General features: G+C 74.0%; 19 protein-coding genes and 2 pseudogenes. 8 read left to right on the plus strand and 13 right to left on the minus strand.

The features are described from left to right. Both ABZ836_RS26050 and ABZ836_RS26055 read left to right on the plus strand, forming a co-directional pair. Window positions 1–129: pseudogene (locus ABZ836_RS26050) on the plus strand (6-phosphogluconate dehydrogenase); the annotation flags it as partial. 7 nt (window positions 130–136) lie between these two features. Further along, a complete protein-coding gene (locus ABZ836_RS26055; protein WP_356132173.1) occupies window positions 137–745 on the plus strand; it encodes a histidine phosphatase family protein in 609 nt (202 codons plus the stop codon). Between the two features lie 32 nt (window positions 746–777). Here the strand turns inward: ABZ836_RS26055 and ABZ836_RS26060 are convergent, their stop codons facing one another. Then, window positions 778–1,212, minus strand: coding sequence for a PPOX class F420-dependent oxidoreductase (locus tag ABZ836_RS26060; protein ID WP_356132170.1), 435 nt, complete (start codon window positions 1,210–1,212; stop codon window positions 778–780). A 118-nt stretch (window positions 1,213–1,330) separates the two neighbouring features. Between ABZ836_RS26060 and ABZ836_RS26065 the strand changes: the two genes are divergently transcribed. Continuing rightward, the gene (locus tag ABZ836_RS26065) at window positions 1,331–2,572 is read left to right on the plus strand and encodes a serine hydrolase domain-containing protein (RefSeq protein WP_356132167.1); all 1,242 of its coding nucleotides are present in this window, start codon (window positions 1,331–1,333) and stop codon (window positions 2,570–2,572) included. A gap of 18 nt (window positions 2,573–2,590) precedes the next feature. On the opposite strand, the pseudogene ABZ836_RS26070 reads toward ABZ836_RS26065, so the two are convergent. Next, window positions 2,591–3,405: pseudogene (locus ABZ836_RS26070) on the minus strand (GTP-binding protein); the annotation flags it as partial. A 421-nt stretch (window positions 3,406–3,826) separates the two neighbouring features. On the opposite strand from ABZ836_RS26070, the gene ABZ836_RS26075 reads away from it, so the two are divergent. Together ABZ836_RS26075 and rfbC are read left to right on the plus strand one after the other, a co-directional pair. Beyond that, entirely contained in the window at window positions 3,827–5,848 is a 2,022-nt protein-coding gene (locus ABZ836_RS26075; RefSeq protein WP_356132164.1) for a glycosyltransferase family A protein, read from the plus strand. A 4-nt stretch (window positions 5,849–5,852) separates the two neighbouring features. Further along, the gene (gene rfbC / locus ABZ836_RS26080; protein WP_356132161.1) at window positions 5,853–6,458 is read left to right on the plus strand and encodes a dTDP-4-dehydrorhamnose 3,5-epimerase; all 606 of its coding nucleotides are present in this window, start codon (window positions 5,853–5,855) and stop codon (window positions 6,456–6,458) included. Window positions 6,459–6,514: 56 nt separating this feature from the next. On the opposite strand, the gene ABZ836_RS26085 is transcribed toward rfbC, so the two are convergent. From ABZ836_RS26085 to ABZ836_RS26110, 6 genes are all read right to left on the minus strand, one after another. Further along, window positions 6,515–7,321, minus strand: a complete 807-nt coding sequence (locus ABZ836_RS26085) for a class I SAM-dependent methyltransferase (protein ID WP_356132159.1) — start codon at window positions 7,319–7,321, stop codon at window positions 6,515–6,517. Then, the gene (gene rfbD / locus ABZ836_RS26090) at window positions 7,318–8,205 is read right to left on the minus strand and encodes a dTDP-4-dehydrorhamnose reductase (RefSeq protein WP_356132156.1); all 888 of its coding nucleotides are present in this window, start codon (window positions 8,203–8,205) and stop codon (window positions 7,318–7,320) included. Before rfbD ends, ABZ836_RS26085 begins: the two co-directional genes overlap by 4 nt. Window positions 8,206–8,251: 46 nt before the next feature. Beyond that, entirely contained in the window at window positions 8,252–9,235 is a 984-nt protein-coding gene (gene rfbB / locus ABZ836_RS26095; RefSeq protein WP_356132153.1) for a dTDP-glucose 4,6-dehydratase, read from the minus strand. Beyond that, entirely contained in the window at window positions 9,232–10,305 is a 1,074-nt protein-coding gene (locus tag ABZ836_RS26100; protein WP_361146042.1) for a glucose-1-phosphate thymidylyltransferase, read from the minus strand. The genes rfbB and ABZ836_RS26100 overlap by 4 nt, the downstream gene beginning before the upstream one ends. A gap of 837 nt (window positions 10,306–11,142) precedes the next feature. Then, window positions 11,143–11,505 carry a hypothetical protein gene (locus tag ABZ836_RS26105; RefSeq protein ID WP_356132147.1) on the minus strand — a complete coding sequence of 121 codons (363 nt, stop codon included), beginning with the start codon at window positions 11,503–11,505 and terminating at the stop codon, window positions 11,143–11,145. A 156-nt stretch (window positions 11,506–11,661) separates the two neighbouring features. Next, a complete protein-coding gene (locus ABZ836_RS26110; protein WP_356132144.1) occupies window positions 11,662–13,323 on the minus strand; it encodes an N-6 DNA methylase in 1,662 nt (553 codons plus the stop codon). Between the two features lie 145 nt (window positions 13,324–13,468). On the opposite strand from ABZ836_RS26110, the gene ABZ836_RS26115 reads away from it, so the two are divergent. Next, window positions 13,469–14,548 (plus strand): acyltransferase family protein, encoded by a 1,080-nt coding sequence (locus ABZ836_RS26115; protein ID WP_361146046.1) that lies wholly within the window; start codon window positions 13,469–13,471, stop codon window positions 14,546–14,548. Between the two features lie 84 nt (window positions 14,549–14,632). On the opposite strand, the gene ABZ836_RS26120 is transcribed toward ABZ836_RS26115, so the two are convergent. Beyond that, window positions 14,633–15,421 carry a methyltransferase domain-containing protein gene (locus ABZ836_RS26120; RefSeq protein ID WP_356132139.1) on the minus strand — a complete coding sequence of 263 codons (789 nt, stop codon included), beginning with the start codon at window positions 15,419–15,421 and terminating at the stop codon, window positions 14,633–14,635. Window positions 15,422–15,569: 148 nt separating this feature from the next. On the opposite strand from ABZ836_RS26120, the gene ABZ836_RS26125 reads away from it, so the two are divergent. Then, on the plus strand, window positions 15,570–16,223 hold the full coding sequence (locus tag ABZ836_RS26125) for a nucleoside/nucleotide kinase family protein (protein WP_356132136.1): 654 nt from the start codon (window positions 15,570–15,572) through the stop codon (window positions 16,221–16,223). An 85-nt stretch (window positions 16,224–16,308) separates the two neighbouring features. On the opposite strand, the gene ABZ836_RS26130 is transcribed toward ABZ836_RS26125, so the two are convergent. Continuing rightward, on the minus strand, window positions 16,309–17,640 hold the full coding sequence (locus tag ABZ836_RS26130) for a hypothetical protein (protein WP_361146049.1): 1,332 nt from the start codon (window positions 17,638–17,640) through the stop codon (window positions 16,309–16,311). A 52-nt stretch (window positions 17,641–17,692) separates the two neighbouring features. Then, a complete protein-coding gene (locus ABZ836_RS26135) occupies window positions 17,693–18,205 on the minus strand; it encodes a SigE family RNA polymerase sigma factor (protein ID WP_356132130.1) in 513 nt (170 codons plus the stop codon). Window positions 18,206–18,320: 115 nt separating this feature from the next. Here ABZ836_RS26135 and ABZ836_RS26140 point away from each other — a divergent pair, with 115 nt between their 5' ends. Beyond that, on the plus strand, window positions 18,321–18,953 hold the full coding sequence (locus ABZ836_RS26140) for a hypothetical protein (protein WP_361146052.1): 633 nt from the start codon (window positions 18,321–18,323) through the stop codon (window positions 18,951–18,953). On the opposite strand, the gene ABZ836_RS26145 is transcribed toward ABZ836_RS26140, so the two are convergent. Further along, the gene (locus tag ABZ836_RS26145; RefSeq protein ID WP_361146055.1) at window positions 18,947–19,546 is read right to left on the minus strand and encodes a hypothetical protein; all 600 of its coding nucleotides are present in this window, start codon (window positions 19,544–19,546) and stop codon (window positions 18,947–18,949) included. The two genes, ABZ836_RS26140 and ABZ836_RS26145, sit on opposite strands and share 7 nt — an antisense overlap. Window positions 19,547–19,686: 140 nt before the next feature. After that, on the minus strand, window positions 19,687–20,727 hold the full coding sequence (locus tag ABZ836_RS26150; protein WP_361146057.1) for a phosphotransferase: 1,041 nt from the start codon (window positions 20,725–20,727) through the stop codon (window positions 19,687–19,689). Between the last annotated feature and the right edge of the window lie 86 nt (window positions 20,728–20,813).

Raw genomic sequence — 20,813 nt, forward strand, 5'->3', positions numbered from 1 at the left:
ACCGCCTCGCTCTTCGCCCGGTTCGCCTCCCGCCAGGAGGACTCGCCCCAGATGAAGATGATCGCCGCGCTCCGCAACCAGTTCGGCGGACACGCCGTCGAGGCGGCCGGCCGGCCGGCGGCGAGGTAGGCGGGACGTGGGCGACCTTCTGCTGCTGCGGCACGGCGAGACGGAGTGGAGCGCGGCGCGCCGCCACACCAGCCGCACCGACCTGCCGCTCACCGCGCGCGGGGAGGAGGAGGCGCGGGCGGTGGCGCCGCTGCTGGCCGGGCGGCGCCTGGCCGAGGTGCTGACCAGTCCCCGGCTGCGCGCCGTCACCACCGCACGGCTGGCCGGACTTCCCGGCGCGCGGGCCGAGCCGGAGATGCGGGAGTGGGAGTACGGCGCGTACGAGGGCCTGATGACGGAGGAGATCCGCCGGGAGCGCCCCGGGTGGAACATCTGGACCGACGGCTGCCCGCCCTCCGCGGACGGGCACCCCGGTGAGCTGCCGGAGGAGGTCGGGGCAAGGGCGGACCGCGTCCTGGACCGCGTGGAACCGCTGCTGCGGGCCGACGACGGCGACGTGCTGCTGGTCGCCCACGGCCACTTCCTGCGGGTGCTGACCGCCCGGCGGCTGGGGCTGCCGGCCGCGGAGGGCAGGCTCTTCCAGATCTTCACCGGCACGGTCAGCCGGCTCTCCACCGAACACGGCCGTGCGGTGGTGTCGGTCTGGAACGCCCGGCCCGGTGGCACGGGACCGTAGCGCATGCGCCTCCGGGGCCGGCCGGCCCGGCGTCACCCCAGGGCGCCGCGCGGGATCCCGTAGGCGCGCTCCACGCGGATCCGCAGCACCAGGCGCCGGTCCCGGACCATCGCCGCGCGGTACTCGTCCCAGTCGGGGTGCTCGCCGGCGACGTCGCGGTAGAGGCGTATCAGTTCCTCCACCGCCTCGTCGTGCGGGTCCCGGGCGACCTCGCTCAGCTCGGCCGTCCCCTCGGCCACCGTGTACGCCCAGCGGTCCTGGCTGGTGACGTGGTAGGAGGCGCGGGGGTCCCTGCGGAGGTTGCGGGTCTTGGCCCGGTCGTCCGTGACGGAGATCCGGATCAGGCGTTCCTCGGGGTAGTAGGCGTGGTTGACGTTGGACAGCTGCGGCCGTCCGTCGGACCTGAGGGTCGCCAGCACTCCGCCGTCGGCCTCGGAGAGCAGGGCGAGCAGGGCTTCTTCGCTCATACCGGCCGAACGCGCCCCGCGCCCGCGGTGTTCCCCGGACGGCCCGGTCGGGTCTGACATTGCGCCGAACGGGGTATCTCGGAGCAGCTTGCGGAACGGACACGAAAGGCGAGGAGCGATGGTGGCGACCCCGGGGTCGGTGTTGCGGCAGGAGATCGGTCCGGACGAGGCGGGACTCGACCCGGCCCGGCTGGAGGAGCTGGACCGGGTGCTGGCCCGGCACGTCGACACCGGCGGCCTGCCGGGCTACCTGCTGTCGGTGGCGCGGGCCGGCCGGGTGGCGTGGCTGACCACCTACGGCAGCCGGGACCTGGCGGCGGGTCTGCCGGTGGAACCGGACACCCTGTGGCGGATCTACTCGATGTCCAAGCCGGTCACCTCGGTGGCCGCGATGACCCTGGTGGAGCAGGGCCTGCTCGGGCTCGACGACCCGCTGGAGCGCCACCTCCCCGCCTTCGCCGGGCCGCGGGTGCACGTGGCGGGCGAGGGCCCCGGCATGCGGACCCGCCCGGCGGACGGCCCCGTCCTGATCCGCCACCTGCTCTCCCACACGGCGGGTCTGACCTCGGCCTTCTACCACGCCCATCCGGTGGACGCCCTCTACCGCCGGGCGGGGCTGCACGCCTCGGTGCTCCCCGGCGGCGACCTGGCCGAGACCTGCGACGCCTACGCGCGGCTGCCGCTGCAGTTCGAGCCGGGGAGCCGGTGGAACTACTCGGTGGCCACCAACGTGCTGGGCCGGGTGATCGAGGTGGTGTCGGGCCGCCCGCTGGACGAGTTCGTCACCGCCCGGGTCCTCGCGCCGCTGGGGATGACCGACACCGGGTTCCAGATCGACGACGAACAGGCCGGACGCCTGGCCGAGCTGTACGGGGACGGCGACGACGGGAGGCTCGAGGTCGTGCCCGGCACTCCGGTGCGCGGGCGGCCCCGCTTCCTGTCCGGCAGCGGCGGGCTGGTGGCGAGCGCGGGTGACTACCACCGCTTCATGGAGATGCTGCGGCGCCGCGGCGAGCTCGACGGGGTGCGGGTGCTGCGCCCGGAGACCGTGGACCTGATGACGCGCAGTCACCTGCCGGAGGGCGCGGACATCCGCGGCTTCGGCTGCCCGGCCCACGACGAGCCGGCCAACTCCGGCGTGGGGTTCGGCCTGGGCTTCTCCGTGGTGGTGGACCCCGCCCGGACGGAGTCGCCGTCCTCGGCGGGGACCTTCGGGTGGAAGGGGGTGGCGACCACCGTCTTCTGGGTCGACCCGGTGCGGGACATGACCGTGCAGTTCATGACGCAGCTGCGCCCCCGGCGGTCGCGGCTGCTCTACCCGGACATCCGGCGGCTGACCCACGCGGCCGTCGTGGACTGACCGGCCTCCGGGCGCCCCCGTGCCCGCCACGGGCGGCAGGTCGGGCGGGGACGGCAGGTAGACCGCCGCCGCGTCCAGCAGCGGCTCCACGCCCTTGTCGCGGTACGCCGAAGCAGAGCACCACGACGGCGTCGCCGGTACGGGTCGGGTCCCGCAGGGCGGTCCGCAGGGTGTCCGCGCCCAGCGAGCCCTCCCGCGCAGAACTCCTCGAGCGCCGCGGCGTGCAGCGAGGCCACGGTCTCCTCCAGCGCGCGCCGCCGCCGCGCGGCCTCGGCGGCCAGGGACGCGGGGACCGGCTCCTCGACGGGCGCCTCGGCGCCCTCGGCCCACACCAGCGCCCGCAGGCCGAGCAGGTCCACGACGCCCCGGAAGCCGTCCTGCGCCCCGAGCGGCAACTGCACCGCCAGCGGCACCGGATGGAGGCGTTCGCGGACGGCGGCGACGGCCGCGTCGAGGTCGGCGCCGACCCGGTCCATCTTGTTGGCGAAGACGATCCGGGGCACGCCGTGCCGGTCGGCCTGCCGCCACACCGCCTCGCTCTGCGGCTCGACCCCGGCGACCGCGTCGAGGACCACCACCGCGCCGTCCAGGACCCGCAGCGAGCGCTCCACCTCATCGGCGAAGTCGACGTGGCCGGGCGTGTCGATCAGGTTGATCCGGCAGCCGTTCCACTCGCAGGTGACGGCGGCGGCGAAGATGGTGATGCCCCGTTCGCGTTCCTGGGGGTCGTGGTCGGTGACGGTGGTCTTGCCCGCGTCGACGTGGGCCAGCACGCCCAGGTTGCGGACGGCGGCGAGGGTGACGGCGGAACTGCGGACGAGGTCGTTGCGCACGGCCTGCGGCCTTTCTGGTGGATGATCCGGTCCTGGGGACGCGCGATCACCGCCGGGCCCGCGCCACGCCGCGCGTGCGGGCGTGGTTCAGCGGTACGGGGCGGACGTCCGGCGCCGGCCGCGCGGCGGGCGCCGGAGCACCGGGGACACCAGGATCACCTCGTACCGCGAACGGGGAACGACGGCTTCGGCGCGCTGACGCACGGCCTGTCCCCCTTCACTCGTCACGGTCGGCTCCCGGGCGGGTCCGTGGACGCGGACGTGCGGCCAACGGGAGGCAAACACCCGGGTGTTGAGCCGAGTGTAGGGTCGGACCACGGACAGGGCACCGCATTTTCCGGCGCGGTCGACCGGCCGCGCGGAACGTCCGGTTCGCGGTAGGTTCGCCCTACGTCCGTCTTCCGAGGAGCCTGTGAAGCGCATGTCCATCAAGGTCAGTGTGGTCGTCCCGGTGTACAACCCCGGTCCGTACATCGAGGACTGCGTGAACTCCCTCCTGCGGCAGTCGCTCGCGCCCGGGGAGTTCGAGGTCGTCTTCGTGGACGACGGATCGACGGACGGCACTCCCGCACGCCTGGACGCGCTGGCGGCCGAGCACCCGCACGTGCAGGTGATCCACCAGGAGCCGTCCGGCTGGTCGGGGAAGCCGCGCAACGTCGGCATCGAGGCCTCGGGCGGCGAGTACGTGATGTTCGTCGACAACGACGACTACCTGGGCGACGAGGCCCTGGAGCGGATGTACGACTACGCCGTGAAGAACGGCTCGGACGTCGTCATCGGCAAGATGGCCGGCAAGGGCCGCCCGGTGCCGGTGGAGCTGTTCCGCAGGAACCATCCGCGGGCGACGGTCGGGAACGCGCCCCTGATGGACAGTCTGACGCCCCACAAGATGTTCCGGCGCGCCTTCCTGGACCGGATCGGCCTGCGCTTCCCGGAGGGCCGGCGGCGGCTGGAGGACCACGTCTTCATCGCCGAGGCGTACCTGCGGGCCGAGACGATCTCGGTGCTCAGCGACTACGTCTGCTACTACCACGTCAAGCGCGAGGACGCCTCCAACGCCGGCTTCCAGCGGTTCGACCCGGTCGGGTACTTCAAGAACCTGCGGGAGGCGCTCGACGTGGTCGAGCGCCACACCGAGCCCGGTGAGCTGCGTGACCGCATGTACCGCCGCTGGCTGCGCAACGAGATGGTCGAGCGGATGCGCGGCAAGCGGCTGCTGGTCCTGCCGGACGACTACCGGCGCGAGATGTTCGCCGAGATCCGGGACGTGATCAACGAGCGGTTCGGTCCCTCGGTGGCGGAGCCGCTGGCTCCCACCCAGCGGGTGGTGGCGGCGCTGGTCGCCGCCGACCGCTACGAGGACACGCTGGCCTTCGCCCGGTGGGAGGCCTCGCTGGCCCCCCGGGCCGCGGCCACGACGGTCGGGTGGGACAAGGGCGTGCTGCGCGTCGGCCTGGAGGCCGGCTACACCGCCGACGGCGCCCCCATGGCCTTCCCGGCCGACGGTGCGCACACGGCTCCCGAGGGCGCTCCCGAGGACGTGTCCTCGGCGATCGCCTGGGTCCTGGCGGACGCCACGGAGCGGTTCGGGTCGGCGGGCGTGGACGTGGTGGTGCGCGAGCGGGCCACCGCCGCGCAGTTCTACCTGCCGGTCGAGGTGACCCGGGAGACGGCGCCCGTCGACGGTGACGCGGGGCGGGTGGAGCTGCGGGTGCGGGCCTCGGTGTCGCTGGACCCGGTGGTCGCGGCGGGCGGGTCCCCCCTGCGGCCGGGCCTGTGGGACCTGTTCGTGCGGGTCAAGCTGGGCGGCTGGGCCCGCGAGTGCCGGATCGACCCGGCACCCGGCGCTCCGCGTCCGGCCGGGCCCGCCGCCGTCACGGCCGGCAGCGTGGTCCTCCCCTACTGGACGGCCCGGGACACCCTGTCGCTGGACGTCGACAAGGCGACCCGGAACCTGCGTCTGGACCGGCTCTCCCCCGCCGACGTCGCGGTCTCCGGCGGCCGCCTGCGCACGACGCTGCCGCTGCACGTCGCGGACCGCACCGAGGTGCTGCTGCGGCTGGCCGGCCCGGCCGGCGACGCGGCGGCGCCGGAGGTGGCCGCCGCCCTCGCGCCGGGCGGTGACCCGGCGGCGGGCGCGGTGCTCGAGGCGGAGCTGCCGCTGGACCGCCTGCCGCGGGAGGTCCCGCTGCGGCTGTCGCTGGCGTCCGACCCGCGTGCGGCCTCCCCCCGGTTCCTGGCCCTTCCGGTGACCCTGCGGGCCACGGACGACGGGGTGCAGGTGCGCCACGCGGCGCTGCCGCGGGCCGCGCGGCCCGAGCCCGGTCTCCTGCTCCGTCTGGGGCGCCGGCTGCCGCTGCCGGCCCGCCGCGTGGTGGTGAAGGTGATGGACGCGCTGGCACCCGGTCTGCGGGTGCGGCTGACCCATGGGAAGAAGGACTGAGTACGTGCGACCGCTGACCATCGAGGGAACCTGGCTGCTGGAACCGAAGGTCTTCCCGGACGACCGGGGCACCTTCCACGAGTGGTTCCGGGGGCGGGAGTTGTACGAGGCCACCGGTTACCGGCTGCCGCTGGCCCAGGCGAACTGCTCGGTCTCCCGGCGGGGCGTGCTGCGGGGGGTGCACTTCGCCGACGTCCCGCCCGGGCAGGCCAAGTACGTGACCTGTGCGCGGGGCGCGGTGCTGGACGTGATGGTGGACGTGCGGGTCGGCTCGCCCACGTTCGGGCAGTGGGAGTCGGTCCGGCTGGACGACGAGAGCCGTCGCGCGGTGTTCCTCGCCGAAGGCATCGGGCACGCCTTCATGGCGCTGACCGACGACGCCACGGTGCTGTACCTGTGCTCCACGGGCTACTCCCCCGGCCGGGAGCACGGCGTGGACCCGCTCGACCCGGAACTGGGCATCGCCTGGCCGGACGGCATCGAGCCGGTGCTCTCCGACAAGGACGCGGCGGCGCCCTCGCTGGCGGAGGCCCGCGCGGCGGGCCTGCTCCCGGTGTACGAGGAGTGCGTCGCGTACTACGAGAAGCTGCGCGGCGACGAGTCCGTCTGACACGCGGGAACGGCGACGGCCGGGACCCTTCGGGGGTTCCCGGCCGTCGCCGTGTGTCAGGCGGACTCGCCGTTCAGCCGGTCCACGGCCCTGCTCAGCTGCTCCCAGCCCTTGGCGCGCTTGGTGCCGCGGTTGCGGGCGTGGACGAGGGGCTTCCAGAAGGCGGCGCCCAGCAGGTCCTCGGCGCGGACCGCGGTGGTGCGCCCGAGGATGGACTCGGGCACCTTCTGCGGGTCCGGGACCTCGAACTCGGCCATGATCTCGTCGTACTTGTCCTGCAGCACGGTGCTGGTGGGGTCGGCGCCGAAGACCACCAGCTGACCGGTGGGCTTCGTGTCGACCAGCACCGTCCTCAGGTCGGGGCGGTAGCGCCGCAGGATCTCCACCAGCTTGTAGACGTCGCCGGTCCACGCGCCGGTGTGGCGGTCGCGGGCGGCCTCGTCGATGTTCCGCGGCAGCATGTCGTCGAGGACGATGACGCTGGACCAGTCCGAGTGCTTCTCGACGTTGATGAAGTCGCGCAGCGCGTACTCGAAGAGGTGCATGCCGTCGATGAAGGACAGGTCGAGCGTGACGTCCTGCCAGTAGCCGAACGGGCTGCGGTTGCGGGCGATGTTGCGCAGCGGGTGACGGCCGCCCTTGAGGTGGCCCAGCGGGTTCTCACGGGCGAAGAAGTCGTCACTGGTGGCCTTCACCAGGTGGACGTCGCAGCGGATCTCCGTGACCACCTTGAAGGCGGGGTCGATGGCGATGCTGGGGACCCGGGACAGGGTCAGGCTGCGACCGTCGTTGACGCCGATCTCCAGGTAGTTCCGGTTGGCGCAGGTGGTGTGGAGTTCCTTCAGGAACTCGTGGCGCTTCACGAACAGGACTCCTTGCGGATGAGCGGAAGGGCAACATGCAGGGCGGTGCGCCAGTCTCGCAGCGGCGGCAGCCCGAGGTGCCGCCACCGGTGGTGGCCGAGGGCGCTGTAGGCGGGACGGGGCGCGGGCCGGGGGAACGCCTCGCTGGTCACGGGACGCACCCGGGCCGGATCGGCGCCGAGGAGCCGGAAGACCTCCTGCGCCAGGTCGTGCCAGGTGGCCTCGCCGGAGCTGGTGGCGTGGAAGATCCCGGTCGCCCCCGGGGTGTCCCTGACGAGGCGGAGGCCGAGTTCGGCGATCCGCTCGGCGACGTCGGCGCTCCAGGTGGGCTGGCCCCGCTGGTCGGCGACGACGTCCAGGGTGTCACGGCGGGACTCGAGCTCGGTCATGGTGCGGACGAAGCTCCTGCCGTGCACCCCGTACAGCCACGCGGTGCGCACCACGGCGCTCCGCCCGGGCAGTTCGGCGAGGACCGCCCGCTCGCCGGCCAGTTTGGTGCGGCCGTAGGCGGTGCGCGGACCGGTCGGGTGGTCCTCCGGGTAGGGGGTGGTGCGGGACTCTCCGTCGAAGACGTAGTCGGTGGAGAGGTGGATCAGCCGGGTGGCGTCCTGCTCGGCGCAGGCCCTCGCCAGCAGGCGGGGGCCGTCGCCGTTGACGCGCAGGGCGGTCGCCTCGTCGTGCTCGGCGTCGTCGACGGCCGTGTAGGCGGCGCAGTTGACCACGACGTCGGGCCGGTGCGCGGCGAGGGCGGCCCGGACGTCGTCCTCACGGGTGATGTCCAGGTCGGCGCGGCCGAGCGTCACCACATCCTGGCCGCGTTCGGTCAGTTCCTCGGCGGTGTCCCGGCCCAGCATGCCCGTGGCGCCGGTGACGAGCCATCTCATGCGCGCTTCTCCGTACTTCCTCAGCTCCGCCTGCGGTCCCGGCCGGTCATCCGACGCCGGCCCGTTCCTTCAACGGCTCCCACCAACTCCGGTTCTCCCGGTACCACCTGACGGTGTCGGCGAGACCGGTGGAGAAGTCGTGCCGGGGATGGTAGCCGAGTTCGGTGCGGGCCTTGCTCCAGTCGACGGAATACCTGAGGTCGTGTCCCTTGCGGTCCTCGACGTACTCGACCATGTCCCAGTCGGCGCCGCACGCTTCGAGGAGCAGGCCCGTCAGCTCCTTGTTGGAGAGCTCCGTGCCGCCGCCGATGTTGTACACCTCGCCGGATCGGCCCTGCGTACGGACCAGTTCCACGCCCTGGCAGTGGTCCTCGACGTGCAGCCAGTCGCGGACGTTGCGCCCGTCCCCGTAGAGCGGCACCTTCCGCCCGTCGAGGAGGTTGGTGACGAAGAGCGGAATCACCTTTTCGGGGAACTGGTGAGGACCGTAGTTGTTGGAGCAGCGGGTGATCCGCACGTCCATGCCGTGGGTCCGGTGGTAGGCCAGGGCGAGCAGGTCGGAGGAGGCCTTGCTCGCGCTGTAGGGCGAGTTGGGGGCCAGCGGGTGGTCCTCGGGCCAGGAGCCCGACTCGATGGAGCCGTACACCTCGTCGGTGGAGATGTGCACGAAGGGGCCGACGCCGTGGCGCAGCGCGGCGTCCAGCAGGGTCTGGGTGCCGACGACGTTGGTGAGCACGAAGTCCGCCGCGCCGTCGATGGAGCGGTCGACGTGCGACTCGGCGGCGAAGTGGACGATCTGGTCGGCGGCGCCCGTCAGCTTGTCCACCAGCTCGGCGTCCCGGATGTCGCCCTGGACGAACTCCAACCGCGGGTGGTCCAGCGGCAGGTTGTCCAGGGTGCCCGCGTAGGTGAGCTTGTCCAGCACGGTGACGCGGACGTCGGCCGTGGACCCGGCGGCGAGCAGGCCCCGGACGTAGGTGGAGCCGATGAAGCCGGCGGCCCCGGTGACGAGGAGGTTCGTGGAGGTCATGGCTGGATTCGCACCTTGCTGTGGTCGCCGAGAACGAGACGGTGGGCGCTGGGGACGCCGGGCGCGGTCTGGGTGGTCACCTCGGCGTGGCGGCCGATGAGGGAGGACTCGATCCGTCCGACGCCCCGGATGGCGGCGTCGCGCAGCACGATGGAGAACTCCAGCTCGCTGTCGCTGACGGTGCAGTTCTCGCCCACCGAGGTGAACGGGCCGATGTAGGAGTCGCTGACCTGGGTGCCGGCCCCGATGATGGCGGGCCCGACGATCCGGGACCGGGTCACCCGCGCGCCGGGCTCGACGACGACGCGTCCGACCGTCTCGCTCTCCGCGTCGACCTCGCCGTCGGTGCGGGACTCCAGCGACTCGAGGACCATGCGGTTGACCTCGAGCATGTCGACGACGTTGCCGGTGTCCTTCCAGTAGCCCTGGATGACCGTGGAGCGCACGGCGGCCCGGTCGTCGATCAGCCGCTGGATGGCGTGGGTGATCTCCAGCTCCCCCCGCCAGGACGGCTCGATGGCGCGGACGGCGTCGTGGATCCGGGAGGTGAAGAGGTAGACGCCGACCAGCGCGAGATCGCTCTGCGGCCGTTCCGGCTTCTCCTCCAGGGCCACCACCTGCCCCTCCGCGTCGAGCACGGCGACGCCGAAGGCGCGGGGGTCGGGCACCTTGGTGAGCAGGATCTGCGCGTCGGGGCGGCTGCCGCGGAAGTCCTCGACGATGTCGTCGATGCCGCCGACGATGAAGTTGTCGCCGAGGTACATCACGAAGTCGTCGTCGCCGAGGAAGTCGCGGGCGATCAGCACGGCGTGGGCCAGCCCCAGGGGCTTCTCCTGCGGGATGTACGTGACGCTCAGGCCGAACCGCGAGCCGTCGCCGACGGCGGCGCGGATCTCGTCGGCGGTGTCCCCGACGATGATTCCGACCTCGGTTATGCCGGCATCGGCGATGGACTCCAATCCGTAGAACAGCACGGGCTTGTTGGCCACCGGCACGAGCTGCTTCGCCGACGTGTGCGTGATCGGCCGCAGTCGTGTGCCGGCTCCACCTGACAGGACGAGAGCCTTCATCTGTCCCACACTAGCCGCGACTTCGCGCGTCAGGGAGCAGACCGCGGGATGCGGCGATCATTTCCCGCTTCCGCGTGACGCCCCGGGCCGGCGAACCCCGCCCCGGGGCCCTGACCGGCGGTGGAACGGCCGTCGGGCGGCCGTCGCGCCTGCCCCCGGATTTTTTCTGCCGCCGCCGTACAACCTTCCCGGCCGCTCGGTGGTCGATGGTCCTGTGCGGTGGTTTCCCGTACTCCGCCACCATCGAAGGTCGATGGCTCCGACACGTCCTGTTGACGATGTCAACGAGGAATAACAGTGGCGGATACCTGCACGGTCGTGTAGCGTTCTGCTCACGGCGCACCGCTTCGCCGGGGGGACGGGCCGGTGCGTCTCGGGGGGACCCGAGGGATCCCGGGGGGAATCCGGGGGGATGAGGGGATCAGGGGCCGACCGGTCCCGGCGTGACCTGGGGGGGGACACGCCGGGGCCCGGCTCGGAACGCCCGTACCGGCCTGGGGCCGTGAGGCGTTCGACCCCGGCCTTCGACGCGGTTCTCCTCTCCGCCACCTCGACAGCGTGGTCCGCTTCCACCGGCTCACCGCGTCCACCTCTCCGGAAGCGACCCGTGAGCTCGCGGCGGCCATGGCCCGCGCGTGCGCTGGTCACCGACGCGACGGCCGACTTCGCACGAAATTTCACGTTCTCCTCGCGGCCGTCCACGCACAGGCCACCCGGGCGCTCGTGACGCGGGGGCGTGCGGTACCGCGGCCGGACGATCTGCGCGGGGTGCCGGACGCCCGGACGCTCCGGTGTCGGCGTCCGTGGAGACCGGACTCCCGGCGGCCGGGGGCGCGTTCACCAGGGGGCGTTCCGGTCGAGGAGGGGTTCGGCCCAGGTGGTGAGCTGGAGGGCGGGGCGCGAGGCGGTGCGGGTGTCGCCGGCCGCCAGTTCCGCGGCGGCCCGGCCGCCGTGCGGGGCGGGCAGCAGCACCGCGCGGGTCCGTCCGCGCAGACCGACCCGGAGCAGGTAGCGCAGCCCTTCGATGTCCACCAGGCCGCACTCCCCCGCCGGCCAGTCGACCGGCTCGTCGACCTGGTCGACCTCCCATCCGGCGCGGCGGGCGGCGTCCATCCACGCCCCCAGCGTCTGGACGCGGTCGCGCGCCACCGACTCGCTGGGGCGGGTGATGATCTGGATCGGGTCGGGCCTGTGGTCCATCGACTCCCCCTGCTGCGCGGGCTCCTGGGGCGCGTCCCGCCGTCCGCGGACGCCGCCTTCCCCTGCTCCTTCCCCGCCGGGGGCCCGACCCCGCCACCGCGGCCTCCGGGGCGTGGGGTGCCGCGGCCCGGCGGGGTACTCCGGCCGGGCCGGGGGTCAGTCCTCGCGGCCCGGGGCCAGCGCCCCGTTGCCCAGCCCTTCGCCCGCGAGTTCGCCGATCCGCCGCGTGAGGTCGGCGATCTCCCGCGCGCACCGCTCGAACTCCCGCAGGGTGCGGAACGCCGCCCCGTAGCGCCGCTGTTCCTCGATGTCCATCTGCGGCACCCGCGCGCCCCGCCCGTCCGGACGGAACGTCCCGCTGAGCGAGGTGGAGCGCCGCACGTTGGCGGACGACCGCAGGAACCCGCGCAGGTAGTCGGTGTCGAGCTGGTCGCTGACCGATACGGGTTCCTCCCCGCCGTGGGCGACCAGGCCCGCCCGGGCCAGCTCGGCGACGCTCACGGTGGAGTTCTCCAGCGAGCCGGGTCCCCGGCCCTCCGCCAGTTCCGGCAGCAACCGCCCCAGCCGCGCCAGGCGTTCGTCGAGCTGCCGGCGCAGTTCCTCGTACTCGGCGGCGAAGTCCCGTGCCGTGTCCGCGACATGGCGTCCGGGGGTGAGGTCCACGGTGTCGTCGAGGAGGTCGATCAGCGCGACGTCCGCGACCTGCGCGGGCCCCGGTTCCAGCGGCCCGTCCGGGTCGTTGCCGGTGAGGTCGACCATCCGCACGGCGGTGGCGGCGTCCCCCGGGCCGGCCGGACGGCGCAGCTGCCACAGGTGGACGGGCTGGGCGTGCGAGGCCGCGGTGCCGGGGGCGAGGGCGGTGACCTGGGTGAGGATGCCGCGCCGGACCAGCTCGGCGCGGATGCGGCGGCCCGCCTTGCGGTAGGCGACCGAGGCCGGCATCACCATCAGCACCCGGCCGCCGGGGGCGGTGTGGGCGTAGGCGTGCTGGAGCCACGCGAGTTCGCTCTCCGCCCGCGACGGGGTTCCGAGTTCCCAGCGGCGGTCCAGGAGGAGTTGTTCGCGGCCCCAGTCGCTGTCGCCGACCGGCGGGTCGCAGACCACCAGGTCGGCCTTGAGGTCCGGCAGGCGGTCCTCGCGCAGCGAGTCGCCCACGACGATCTCGACCCCGGCGCGGCCGGTGAGGTCGGAGCGCAGCTGGGCGAAGCGGGCGCTGTCGGGGTCCACCTCCTGCCCGTGGCGCCGCGGTCCCCGCTCGGGGCCGACGCTCAGCAGGAGGGTCCCCGTGCCGCAGGCCGGGTCGAAGATCACCGCGTCCTCGGGCACCGTTCCGGCGACATGGCGCACGGCCCGCACCACCCGGGCGGTGGTGACCTGGTCGGAGGCGGCGCGGCGGACGGAGTCGGTGAACCGTTCGGCGAGGCCGGTGACCAGGTCGGCGGCGGATCCCCGCTCCAGGAGCCGCCCGACCAGCCGCACGGCCTCCTCGGGCAGGGGCGTGGCCGCGTCCGGGTCGTCGACGTGGGCGGCGGTGTCGGCCAGCGCGGTGATCATGTCGTCGCCGTAGGCGCCGCGCAGCGTCTGCCAGAGCCGCACCTCCTCGGAGACGTCCTGGCCCTTGCGCTGCTTGGCCAGCCATGCCTGGATCTCGGCCAGGTCGAAGAGCGGACTGGTGGGCCCGCCCCCGGCGGGTTCGGGGAAGTCGTCGTACCGCCGTCGCCAGTTGGAGACGGCGGCGCGGGTGACGCCGGCCAGACGGGCGATCTCCGAGCCGGTCACCAAAGCTCCCGCCGCCTGGTTCCCCGCGCTGTCAGTCATGCGGCACACCGTACACAGGGCTGGGGGATGTGTTCAACGACGCGGCTGTTGACATCGTTCACGGTGATTGCTCCGGCCGGGTGAAGTGCTCGGAAAGGCCGGTTCCCGACGTTTGGCCCCGGCGCATCCGGTGAGGCGCTCGCCCATGTCAACGGCGACATCCACCGCGCACCGGCCGACGTCCGTCCCGTCCTGCGAACCGCCCGACACGCGTGACGCGTACTTCGACAACGCCAAGTACCTGGCGATCCTCCTGGTGGCGGTCGGCCACATCTGGGAGCCGCTGCGGGAGGGCGACCGCGGGCTCCTGGCCCTCTACTTCTTCGTCTACGCCTTCCACATGCCGGCGTTCATCGTCGTCTCCGGCTACTTCTCCCGCTCCTTCGACGCCTCACCGGGCCGTGTCCAGCGGCTGGTGACCGGCTTCGTCGTCCCCTACGTCGTCTTCGAGACGGCGTACGCGCTCTTCACCCGCTGGTCCGACGACGACCCGCAGCGGCCGGTCACGCTGCTGGACCCGACCTATGTGACCTGGTTCCTGGCCGCGCTGTTCGTCTGGCGGCTGACCGCCCCGCTGTGGAGGGCGCTGCGGTGGCCGCTGCCGGTGGCGCTGGGGGTGGCCGCGCTGGCCGGCGTCTCGCCGTCGATCGGCGAGGACCTCGACCTGCAGCGGGTGCTGCAGTTCCTGCCGTGCTTCGTGCTGGGGCTGTGTCTGCGCCCGGAGCACTTCCGCCTGGTGCGGCGCCGGCTGGTGCGCGTGCTGTCCGTGCCGGTGGCGTCGGCGGGGCTGGTCCTGGCGTACTGGGCGGTGCCCCGGATCGACCAGGGCTGGCTCTACCGCAGCAGCGCGGCCCAGCAGTTGGGCATGGCCTGGTGGGCCGGCCCGGTGATGACGCTGCTGCTGTTCGGCGTCTCGCTGGCCCTGGTGGTGTGCTTCCTCGCCTGGGTTCCTGACCGCCGGACCTGGTTCACCGCCCTCGGCGCGGGCACCCTCTACGGCTACCTGCTGCACGGCTTCTTCATGAAGTTCCTCGCCCACACCGGCCTCTACGACCTGCTCCGGCCCCACGGCCGCCTCGGCCTGCTCGCGGTGACGCTCCTGGGCGCCGTGGTGGTGACCGCGCTCTGCACGGCGCCCGTGCGGCGGCTGTTCCGGCCGGTGGTGGAGCCGCGGGTGGAGTGGGTGTTCCGGAAGCAGGATGGCGGGGTGCCGCAGGGGCGGTGAACGGCCCCCGCCCCGGCCCTACAGTGCCGCACAGCGCCGCGCCGGGGCGGGGGTGGGGGTGGGGGCCGGGGCGGGGCGCGGGTGTCAGGCGGCGGGCGCCTCGGCGACGACCGCCCAGGTCCGGTGCGGGATGTGCAGCAGGTCGCCGGGGAAGCGGTCGCGCAGGACCGCCGTGAGCTCCTCGGAGAAGGCCCGGACCCCGTCCTCCGGGAGGCTGGCGCCCACACCGGCGCTGGCGCGGATCCGGCCCACCCAGTCCTGAGGGGTGTAGGGCACGTCGAGGTCGAAGGAGAACGTCCCGATGGAGCGGAAGCCGGCGGTCGCCAGGTCGGTCAGCCAGCGCGGGTACAGGCCGGTGCCGCCGGCCATGGACCAGGCCGGGTTGTGGGCCCGGATCAGGTCCTCCGTCGCGGCGACCACGTTGCCCGGCAGCGGCAGCCAGTCGAAGTGGGCGATGACCGCCCGGCCGCCGGGACGCAGCAGCCGCCGGACCTCGGCGGCGGCCCGGGGGGCGTCGAACCAGTGCCAGCACTGGCCGGCCGTGACGATGTCGAAGGAGGCGTCCGGCAGGCCGGTGTCCTCGGCGGTGCCGACCCGGTACTGAACGGTGACGCCCGCCTCGGCGTCCAGCCGGCGCGCCTGCTCGAGGAGGGCCGCCGCCGGGTCGACGCCGGTGACCCGGCCGCCGGCCAGGGCGAGGAGCCGGGCGAGGCTGCCGGTGCCGGTGCCGATGTCCAGGACGTCGCGGCCGTCCGCCTCGACGCCCTCGCGCTCCAGGCGGGTGATCAGCTCGGGCGGGAAGCCGGCGCGGTGGCGCCGGTAGTCCTGCGCGGTGAGTCCGAAGTCCGGGCTGCCGCGGTCGCTGCGTTCCATGACTGCTCCCTTGCTCCGCGAAGGTCCTTCGCACAAGATCGTCCGCCGATCCTCGCCCAGGACGGGCGCCGCGGGACAGGACGGCTCGTGGAGAGTTGGATCACAGAGCGGCTGCGGCCCCCGCGCCGGCCGTGGTGCGATGGCGGGCATGGACGCCACCACACTGCTGCGCGAGACGCTGAAGCTGACGGAGCGGGGCACCGGGCGGGTGATCCTCGGCATCGCCGGGGCGCCGGGGGCCGGGAAGTCGACCCTGGCCGAGTTCCTGGTCGCGGCGGCCGGGGAGCGCCTGGGCCCGGGGAGCACGGCGTACGTCCCGATGGACGGCTTCCACCTCTCCAACGCCCAGCTGGAGCGGCTGGGCCTGGCCGCCCGCAAGGGCTCGGAACCGAGCTTCGACGGCTGGGGGTACGCCGCGCTGCTGCGGAGGATCCGGGACCGGGACGACGAGCCGGTGTACGTCCCCGGCTACTCGCGCACCCTGCACGAGCCGGTCGCGGCACTCCACGTGGTGGAGCCGTCGGCCCGGCTGGTGGTCACCGAGGGGAACTACCTCGCCGTCCCCGAGGGGCCCTGGCCGCGGGCCCGGGCGTGCCTGGACGCGTTGTGGTTCCTGGACGCCCCGGAGGCGTTGCGGGAGGAGCGGCTGCGCGCCCGCCACACGGCCACCGGTTCGGCCCCGGAGGTCGCCCGTTCCCGCGTGACGGACAACGACCGGCCGAACGGGAGGATGGTGGAGGCCACCCGGAACGCCTGCGACCGGGTGATCACGCTGGGGCGCCCGCCGGCCCCTCCGGAATGACGCCGCCTCGCGCGGCGGCGAGGGTGGCGCGGGACGGCCCGCGGGAGGTCCTGTTCCCGCCGGCCGCCCCACGCGGGGCCCGCGGTCAGCGGACGTCCCGCCACCGCGGGTCGGTGGCGATGTCCCGGAGCTCCTCGACGGTGAGGGCCGGGGTCTCACGTGTCGCGTCCGTGTGCTGGGCGCCGGAGTTGAAGGCGCTGATCACCACCCGCCTGCCGTCGGGCCGGATGGTGTCGACGGTCCACTTGACCACGCCCTCCCCGCCCTTCTCGCCGGGTCCCCGGCGCTCGACGACCTTGGTGCCGTCGGGGAGGGTCTCGGCGTCGGCGCCGAAGAGCTGGTCCTCGACGTCCGACATGTCGGCCTGCACGTTGATCTGGACCAGGCTCGCGCCCTGGCCGTCGTCGAGCACCAGGAAGGCGTACTGGGTGTCCTGGCCGCCCTGGTCGACGACCTCGACGTCGTCGGGGAGGAGGGAGACGAGGGTCCTGCGGATCGCCTTGCCGGACGGGTCGGCCGGCGGGGTGTCCGTGCCCTCCGGCGGGGCCTGCTTCTCCGGCGCGGGACCGACCTCGGCGAGGGCGCGCCAGGCGGGGGCGGTGGCCACCGTCCGCAACTGCGCCATGCTCAGCGGCGGTCGGTCCCTGGTGACGGGCGCGTCCTTCTGCGCCTCGGCGTTCCACTCGCTGACCGAGACGTGATGCCCCTGGGGCGTGACCAGGTCCGCCGCCCACCACTTCGTGTCCGCCCGGCCGTCCGGGTACTCGTACCCCTGGAAGAGCATGAGCCGGGATCCGTCGGCGAGCTTCTCGGTGCGGCAGGCGTCGTGGCGGACCAGGGCCTTGTCGGGGCAGGTGGTCGTCTCGCGGGCCTGGTTGCTGCCGGGTTCGACGCGGTTGAGGCTGAGGCTGATCGCGCCGCCCCCCTCACCGTCGTCGTACACGAGTCCGGCGTAGGGCGGCAGGGGGTGCCGCTCGCTGCCGGCGCCCTCCTCCCCACTGGTCGTTCCCTCCGGGAGCAGGTCCTTGAGGGTGCGGATCATCTCCTCGGCGGTGATGCCCGCGTCGACGGTCCCGGCCGCCGGGGAGGAACCGGCCGGAGAGGAACCGGAGGAGGAGCCGGCCGGGGAGGAGCCGGCCGGGGACGTGCTGGTCGACGCGGCGGTCACGGACCGCGGGTCGTCCGCTCCCCCGGCGCCGGGGAGGAGCAGCGCGCCGCTCACACCGGCGCAGGCCACGGCGGCCGCCCCGGCCAGGACGGCGGCCCGGCGCCGGGCCAGGAGCCTGCGGCCGCGGGCCGCCCCGGCGGCGGCGAGGTCCCGGCCGGGCCCGAAGCCCGCCCCGGCGTCCTGCAGGGCGCGGGCGAACCGGTCCTCGAAGAGGTCGTCGTGCTGTTCCTTGGAGTCGTCAGCGGGCATGGCGGATCACCGTCTCCGTGCTGGTGGTGGGATGGGCGGGTCGTACGGTGGGTCAGACGGCCGCGTACTCGTGCAGTTCCTCGCCGAGCAGGGTCCGCAGCCGGCCGAGGGCGCGGACGCAGCGGGTGCGCACGGCGGCCGAGCTGGTGTTCATCACGTCGGCGGTCTCCTGGATGCTCCGGTCCTCCCAGTAGCGCAGGACGATCACGCAGCGGTCCTTGGCCGGGAGCCGGGCCAGCGCGTCGACCAGGGTCAGCCGGGTGTCGGAATCCACGCCGCGAGGCGCGGCGAGGTCCGGGAGCGTGTCGGTGGGCCGTTCGCCGCTCCTGCGCAGCCGCCGGTGGGTCAGGAAGGTGCGGTGCAGGACCGTCTGCGCGTAGGCCGCCGGGTTGTCGGCGCGTGCGACGCGGCTCCAGCGGACGTAGAGGCGGCCCAGCGCCTCCTGGACCAGGTCCTCGGCGAGGTGGGTGTCACCCCCGGTCAGGAGGCAGGCGGAGCGGTGGAGATGGCTCGCCCTCGCCGTGACGAACTCGGTGTACTCCTCCGTCGCCCGACTGTTCCTCATCCGCGCCCCCGCCCTCTCCCGAACCTGTCTCACCTCCTTGACGCGGCACCGGCCCGGAAATGTTTCACCCCCGCGGGAGAGGTCCCGGTGACCGGGGCCGGTATCGTCGCGGCCCATGACCGGGTACCGCTACCGCTTCGTCGGGCCGGAGGAACTGCGGGCAGGTGTCCGCCCGGAACGGCGGGGCCGGGTGGTCCGGGGGCCCGGCGATCTTCGGGAGCCGGACCTCGGGGAGGTCTTCACCTACGTGGTGGACCTCCAGGGGCTGCTGCGGCTCGCGCCGCGGCGGAGCGAGCACGTGGTGTGCGCGGGAGGGGAACCGGTGCTGGCGGCCGGGGAGATCCGCTTCCGCGCGGGCGGCGCGGAGAGCGCGGGTGGCGCGGAGAGCGCGGGTGGCGCGGAGAGCGCGGGTGGCGCGGAGAGCGCGGGCGGCCGGAGCGGCGGGGACGGCCGGAGCGGCGGGGACGGCCGGAGCGGCATGGGCAGCCGAGATGGTCGGGCGGTGGCGGGGGTCAGCAATCTGTCGACCGGGTACTGCCCGGACGTGACGTCCTGGGATGCTGTGGCCGCCGCGCTGGACGGGGCGGGGATCGGGCGGCCGGAGGAGTTCACCGACCCGGTGGTGTTCCGGTGGTGTCCGTCCTGCCGGCAGGTCCAGGTCGTGCGGGAGGCGTACTTCGTGTGCGTCTTCTGCGACGGGGACCTGCCGGAGGAGTGGAACGCCGACCGGGCGGCGGAGAGTCAGTAGAGCTTGGCGACGGACGTGCGCGCGGTGTCGCGGAAGGCGGCGACGGGCGCGTCGGCGAACCGGCCCATCCGCCCCCACTGGACCACGGTCACCGTGCGGTCGTCGCGGCCGACGGAGAACAGGTGGATGTCCTGGGTGTACTCGGTGTTGACCTCGACCGCGTACAGCCGGGCGCCCTCCTCGACCTTGACCCGCCCGAGGCGCGTCAGCTCGGCATCGGTGTCGGGGTACTCGGCCTCGGTGCGTCCGGCGCACTCCTCGACGGCCCGCCGGAGCAGATCCGCCAGCGCCCTGGCGGAGGCGCGGTCCTTCTCGACGACCGTCACCTGGCGGGCGCCGGTGTCCAGTTCGGTCCAGAACTCCCGGTACCGGGAGGTCGCCCCGGGCAGCGCCTGCCCGAAGCAGAACGGCACCGGGTCGGGCACTCCCGCCGTGACCTCGCCGCCGTACCAGTCGGACGAGGGGTGCGGCGGCAGGTCGGCGGGGGCGAGGAACCGCGGCGTCGAGGCCGTGGACGCGGCGGTGGCGGTGGTGGCGGGAAGGATCAGGGCGAGCGCCGTGGCGGCGATCACGGCGGTGGTGGTGCGGCGCATGCGGGTGCCTTCTCTCTGCGAGCAGCGGCGTGCGGGTCCCGCGCCCGGGCGGCCGTGTCCCGTGGTGCCGACCGGCGGACGACGTCCCCCTTCTTCCCGGTAGGACACGCGTGCGCGGGCCATGGTTGCGCCCGGACTTGTCACCCTTTCAGGTGATCGCCGCCCGGGGTCCCGAGTACCGCCCGCAGCCACCACGCGGTCGCCGGCGGCTCGCCCTCCGCGATCGCGAGCCCGGGGTTCCCGGGCCACAGCCGCCCCCAGGCCGCGGCGCGGTTGAGGGCCGCCAGCCGCAGCGCGAGGGTCAGTCCGCGCCGCAGGTCGCGCGGGGTGCGGCCGGGGCCGGTCCAGGCCTCCAGGTAGGCGTCGCGCAGCCTCGGCAGCTCCTCGTGGCCGTGGGCGCGCCCGAAGGCGCGGAAGGTGACCAGGAGACTGCAGAACGGGTGGGTGACGGAGGAGTCGCCCCAGTCGAAGAAGGTGTAGCGGCCCAGCTCGGGACGCAGGATCTGCCCGCCGTGGAGGTCGGAGTGGTCGAGGGAGTCCCCCACGCCGAGCGCGGCCAGTTCGGCGGCGGCGCGGGCGATCTCCGGGCGGGCGGCCTCCAGGCGGGCGACGTCGGCGGAGGGCAGGTGGACCGCGTTCTCCGCGAGGAGCCGGTCGAGGAGTGCGGGCAGGTCGGCGGTCCGCGCTCCGGGCACCCCGAGCGCGGTCAGCCGGTCGGTGCGGTCGAGGAGCGCCTGCTGGATCTCGGCGTAACGGGGCAGGAGTTCCTCCCAGGCGCGCGCCGCCTCCCGCGGCGTGGTCCCGGTCAGGGTGTCGCGCAGGACGGGTCCGCCGTCGGGGAGCAGCGACCACCCGCGGGCCGCGTCGACGGCGAGCGGCCGCAGGACGTGCTCCGGCGCCAGGCGGCCCAGCGCCTCGCCGAGGCCCGCCTCGAAGGCGCTCGCCGGCGGGTTGGCCTTGAACCAGACGTGCGCGCCGTCGTCGAGGGGGATCCGGACCAGGACGGACCAGGGGCGCAGCCGCACCGCGGGCCTGCCGCCGGGCCGCAGGCCGTGCGCCGTGAGGCCGCGGGTGGTGAACTCCTCGACGGCGGTCCGCCAGGCGGCGTCACCCCAGGGGGTGACGGCGTCGGGCCAGTCGCCCCGGTCGATGGTCGCGTCGCTTGTCGTCGTCCGCCGCATCGGGCCATTCCAGCAGGGTGATCACGCGTACCACCAGCGAATTCGCGCGCCCTGCGGCGGCACCGGGTGCGGGCGGGCCGATCGGC

This window comes from Streptomyces sp. NPDC047130 (assembly GCF_040643475.1).
Taxonomy (GTDB): Bacteria; Actinomycetota; Actinomycetes; order Streptomycetales; family Streptomycetaceae; genus Streptomyces.

Coding starts and splice junctions, on each gene's coding strand:
- ABZ836_RS26125 (WP_356132136.1), top strand. CDS start 15,570: ATGGACGCCACCACACTGCTGCGCGAGACGCTGAAGCTGACGGAGCGG.
- ABZ836_RS26135 (WP_356132130.1), bottom strand. CDS start 18,205: ATGAGGAACAGTCGGGCGACGGAGGAGTACACCGAGTTCGTCACGGCG.
- ABZ836_RS26150 (WP_361146057.1), bottom strand. CDS start 20,727: ATGCGGCGGACGACGACAAGCGACGCGACCATCGACCGGGGCGACTGG.
- ABZ836_RS26100 (WP_361146042.1), bottom strand. CDS start 10,305: ATGAAGGCTCTCGTCCTGTCAGGTGGAGCCGGCACACGACTGCGGCCG.
- rfbB (WP_356132153.1), bottom strand. CDS start 9,235: ATGACCTCCACGAACCTCCTCGTCACCGGGGCCGCCGGCTTCATCGGC.
- ABZ836_RS26065 (WP_356132167.1), top strand. CDS start 1,331: ATGGTGGCGACCCCGGGGTCGGTGTTGCGGCAGGAGATCGGTCCGGAC.
- ABZ836_RS26130 (WP_361146049.1), bottom strand. CDS start 17,640: ATGCCCGCTGACGACTCCAAGGAACAGCACGACGACCTCTTCGAGGAC.
- ABZ836_RS26145 (WP_361146055.1), bottom strand. CDS start 19,546: ATGCGCCGCACCACCACCGCCGTGATCGCCGCCACGGCGCTCGCCCTG.
- rfbD (WP_356132156.1), bottom strand. CDS start 8,205: ATGAGATGGCTCGTCACCGGCGCCACGGGCATGCTGGGCCGGGACACC.
- ABZ836_RS26110 (WP_356132144.1), bottom strand. CDS start 13,323: ATGACTGACAGCGCGGGGAACCAGGCGGCGGGAGCTTTGGTGACCGGC.
- ABZ836_RS26120 (WP_356132139.1), bottom strand. CDS start 15,421: ATGGAACGCAGCGACCGCGGCAGCCCGGACTTCGGACTCACCGCGCAG.
- ABZ836_RS26115 (WP_361146046.1), top strand. CDS start 13,469: ATGTCAACGGCGACATCCACCGCGCACCGGCCGACGTCCGTCCCGTCC.
- ABZ836_RS26140 (WP_361146052.1), top strand. CDS start 18,321: ATGACCGGGTACCGCTACCGCTTCGTCGGGCCGGAGGAACTGCGGGCA.
- ABZ836_RS26075 (WP_356132164.1), top strand. CDS start 3,827: ATGTCCATCAAGGTCAGTGTGGTCGTCCCGGTGTACAACCCCGGTCCG.
- ABZ836_RS26060 (WP_356132170.1), bottom strand. CDS start 1,212: ATGAGCGAAGAAGCCCTGCTCGCCCTGCTCTCCGAGGCCGACGGCGGA.
- ABZ836_RS26105 (WP_356132147.1), bottom strand. CDS start 11,505: ATGGACCACAGGCCCGACCCGATCCAGATCATCACCCGCCCCAGCGAG.